Below are 4,614 nucleotides of genomic sequence, written 5' to 3'. Positions count from 1 at the left end.
GCCGGGGCTTTCGTTCAACAAGTCGACGCGGACGATCTCCGGGACGCCGACGACGCAGGGCACGTACACGGTCACGTACAAGGCGGAGGATGCCGACGCGAAGGACTCCGGCGACTCGCCGGACCCGATGGACACCGCGGTGCAGACGTTCAACCTTCAGGTGGTGAGGATCGCCGGCGTGCCGACCGCGCCGGGGCAGCCGACGGTGAACAAGGGGCCGACGTCGGGGAGTCTGGAGGTGAGCTGGGCCGCTCCGACGGGTTCGGGGGGAACGATCACGGACTACGACCTTCGGTACTTCAAGGGCTCGATGGACCCGGAGTCGGAGTCGGACTGGGTGACGGAGGGCGCGCCGGGCCTGCCGGTGAACGCGGCGCGGACGGCGACGCAGGACACGATCCGGGGCCTTCTGGAGAACACGGCGTACCGGGTGCAGGTGCGCGCGGCGAACGTGGACGGCGAGGGCCCGTGGTCGGCCTCGGGAAGCCAGACGACGGCCACGGCGCCGGCGACGAACAACGCCCCGAAGGCGGAGGCGGGGCAAACCTGCTCGGAAATCGACATGCCCGCGGTGCTATTCCCGCAAAACGTGCTTGGGGGCGTCCTGGTCTCCGCCCGTCTGACAAGAGGCGGCACCGTCTGCGGCACCGATCCTCAACTGATCGATCCGGACGGGGACGCCTTGACGGTCGTCGTTACCGGCAGCAGCGTCCCGGCCGATCTCATTCGCTACGGCTCGGTGGGCAGCACCCAGACATTCGATGTGGCCCAAAACGGGTCCCGCTCGACGGTCCAGCAGATCCGTCTAGCTTACAGTGCCGTCGCGGCGCTCCAGTTGAGGTCCGATACGGTCTCGCTCAGGGTCCTGGACCCTCACGGCGCGTCGGCCACGACGTCGGTGGTGTTTGACGTCTCGACCTTCGATGGCACGAGCGCGCCAAGTTTGCCGGCGGTGAGCGGTCAGAGCTACGCGACGTACGCGCCGATCCCGAACCTCGTGCTTCCGGCGGCGACGGGCGGCGAACTGACGTCACCCAGCGGGGTGATTACTCGCTCAGCCTTTCCCTACTTCTACGCGGTGAGCGGCCTGCCGCCGGGACTCGAGTTCGACGACGCGACGCGGACGATTTCGGGCACGCCGACGACGACGGGCAGCTACACGGTGACCTACTCCGCGGACGACGCCGACGGACAGAGCGCGAGCCGCAATCCCGCTGCTCGGGACTCGACGGACACCGCGGTGCGGACGTTCGACATCACGGTGACGGAAGGGACACCAACGGCTCCGATGGCGCCGGGGCAGCCGACGGTGGAGAAGGGGCCGACGTCCGGGACCCTGAAGGTGAGCTGGTCGGCGCCGACGAGCGTCGGGGCGATCACGGACTACGACCTTCGATACTTCAAGGGGACCACCGATCCGCAGTCCGAGTCCGACTGGGTGACGGAGGGCGCGCCAGGCCTCCCGGTGAACGCGGCGCGGACGGCGACGCAGGACACGATCCGGGGCCTCTTGGCGAACACGGCGTACGTGGTGCAGGTGCGCGCGGCGAACGCGAACGGCGAGGGGCCGTGGTCGGCCTCCGGCGCCGCGACGACCGACACCGTCCCGACCGCGAACCACGCTCCGCGGCTGCTGGAGCAAAAGACCGGGGATGCGAACAACATCTGCCAGGTCAAAACGGACACGAACACCCCGTCGGCCACGACCATAGTTCCTGCGGGCGCGCGTTCCGACATCGGCGCCTTGGTCGTGCGGGGCTCGGAGACGACGGAATGGCCGACGGTGTGTACGACTTCAGTTCTTAACAACCGTGCGTTCCCCGTCTTTGACGACCGGGACGCGGAACAACTGCTCATTACCATCGACGACTACACGCTGCCGGACAACGTCCGGGCGTTCGGTGGCACTCCCTACGTAGGGCAGCCGGCGGCACAGCCGGGCATAGGTGGCGTGCGGGGGCAAGTGAACTTCAGCGGCTTGGCCGCGTTTGAGAATACGGACGTGCGCGTGGACGTGACGGCGACCGATCCGCACGGCGCGTCGGTGAGCACGCACCTCGTATTCCAGGTGAGCATCTTCCCCGGCACGAGCGTGCCGAGTCTCACGGCCGTGAGCGACCAGAGCTTCACGGTGAACGAGGAGATTGCGGGCCTGGTGCTTCCGGCGGCGACGGGCGGCGACACGTCGATTTTCGGGGAGGCTATTCCCAACCCCTACTTCTACGAGGTGAGCGGTCTTCCGCCGGGGCTTTCGTTCAACAAGTCGACGCGGACGATCTCCGGGACGCCGACGACGGCGGGCTCCTACACGGTCACGTACAAGGCGGAGGACGCCGACGCGAAGGACTCCAGCGACTCGCCGGACCCGATGGACACGGCGGTGCGGACGTTCAACATCGAGGTGACGAGCGGGGCGCCGGCTCCGGCGGGGGCGCAGGTGGACGGTACGAAGCTGACGCTGACGTTCGACAGGAAGCTGAACACGGCGACGGCTCCCTCGGCGAGCCGGTTCACGGTGGCGGGCACGACGCCGGCGAAGACGGTGACGGCGGTGGCGTTCCGGAGCGCGGACTCGACGAAGGTGGACCTGACGCTGAGCGCGGCGGTGGTCGCGGGCGAGACGGGGATCACGGTGAGCTACGCGAAGGGAACCGACGCGAACCCGCTCCAGGGCTTGACCGGCGTTGAGGTGGCGGACTTCGCGAGCCAGACGGTGACGAACGCGACGCCGCCGTCGGTGACGGGCGCGGAGGTGAACGGAACGGTGCTGACGCTGGCGTTCGACGCGGCGCTGGGCACGACGGCGGCGCCGGACCCGACGCGGTTCACGGTGTCGGGCACGACGGAGGCGACGACGGTGACGGAGGTCGCGTTCAGCGGCAGCGACGCGACGAAGTTGGACCTGACGCTGAGCCCGGGGGTGGGTATCGCCGAGACGGGGATCGCGGTGGCCTACGCGGCGGGCAACGACGCGAACCCGCTCCAGGACGGGAGCGGCCGGAAGGTGAAGGATTTCACGGGCCGGACGGTGACGAACGTGACGCCCACGTCGGTGATGGACGCGCTGGTGAACGGTACGGAGCTGACGCTGACGTTCGACGCGGCGCTGAGCACGACGGCGGCCCCGGCCGCGAGCCGGTTCACGGTGGAGGGCACGACGGCGGCGACGACGGTGACGGCGGTGGCGTTCCGGAGCGGCGACGCGACGGTGCTGGATCTGACGCTGAGCGCGGCGGTGGGCTCGGGCGAGACGGGGGTCACGCTGGCCTACACGGCGGGGGACGACGCGAACCCGCTTCAGGACGGGAACGGTCGGAGGGTGGCCGACTTCACGGGCCGGACGGTGCGGAACCCGGCGAGCGGGGCGCCGAGCTTCCCGACGACGACTTCAAGGCGGTCGGTGCGCGAGAACAGCGCGGCCGGCCGGGTCGTGGGCACGGTGACGGCGACGGACCCGAACGGCGACCCGTTGACGTACGCCCTGTCCAGCACGGCGGGCGGGGGCACGGACCACGAGTCGTTCGCGATCGACGCGAACACGGGCCGGATCACGGTGGCGGCGGGCGCGACGCTGGACTTCGAGGCGAAGTCGAGCTACGCGGTGACGGTGACGGCATCGGACGGCACGAATTCGGCGAGCCACCAGTTGACGATCCGTGTGTTGAACGTGGCGGAGCCGCCGTCGGCGCCGGGCGCACCAACGGTGACGCGCGCGGCGACGGCGACGAGCCTGACGGTGACCTGGAGCGCGCCAGCGGACACGGGTGCGCGTGCGGTGACCGACTACGACCTGCGCTACTTCGCGGGGAGTTCGGACCCGTCGAACCCGTCGGACTGGATCGAGGAGGGCGAGCTGAACGGTCCGCCGAACCCGGGGTCGGCGACCTCGGCGGTGCTGTCGGGCCTGACGGCGAACACGGCGTACGTGGTGCAGGTGCGGGCGCAGGGCGACGGGGAGGGCCCGTGGTCGGCCTCCGGCAGCGCCACGACGGGCGCGGGCGGCACGGCGCCACCCGCGGGGCCCCCGACGCGCGGCGCGGTGTCGGCCGATGGGGCGATGGTGACGCTGGAGTTCGCCCAGGCGCTGGACGCCACGTCGGTGCCGGATCCCGGCGACTTCACGGTGACGCTGGCGCCGGCTTCGTCGTCGGTGGCTTCGTCCGCGGCTTCGTCGTGGTCGGCTTCGTCGTCGTCGGCGCAGCACCGCGTGATGGCGGTGTCGATCCGGGGCTCGGCGCTGGATCTGACGGTCGCGCCGCCGGTGCCCGCGGGCCGGGCGGCGGTGGTGAGCTACACGAACGGCTCCGCTCCGCTGCGTACCGCGTCGGGCGCCAAGGTGCCGGACTTCGGCTTCACGGCGACCCAGCCCGGCGCGCCGCCCCCGCCCCCGCCTCCGCCGCCGACGCCGGCCATCGCGGTGACGGTCGAGGGCGATTCGGCGCTTGAGGGCACGGCGGTGGAGTTCACCGTCCGGCTGTCGCAGGCGGCGGACTCGGACGTGGTGCTGGACTGGTCGACGGGCGAGGACGACAGTCCCGGCGCGCGGCCCGCGACGCCGAACGTGGACTACCGGCCGGTGTCGGGCGGCCGGGTGACGGTCGCGGCGGGTTCGAC

General features: G+C 70.8%; 1 protein-coding gene. It reads left to right on the top strand.

Translation table 11 applies throughout. From position 1 onward, the window contains the following. Window positions 1–4,614: SwmB domain-containing protein (locus OXN85_06575; GenBank protein MCY3599617.1), on the top strand; the 4,614-nt coding region annotated here is incomplete at both ends.

It is taken from the genome of Candidatus Palauibacter australiensis (assembly GCA_026705295.1).
Lineage (GTDB): Bacteria > Gemmatimonadota > Gemmatimonadetes > Palauibacterales > Palauibacteraceae > Palauibacter > Palauibacter australiensis.
Note: the sequence above shows the minus strand (reverse complement) of the source record. Positions and strands in the feature narration are given on the sequence as shown.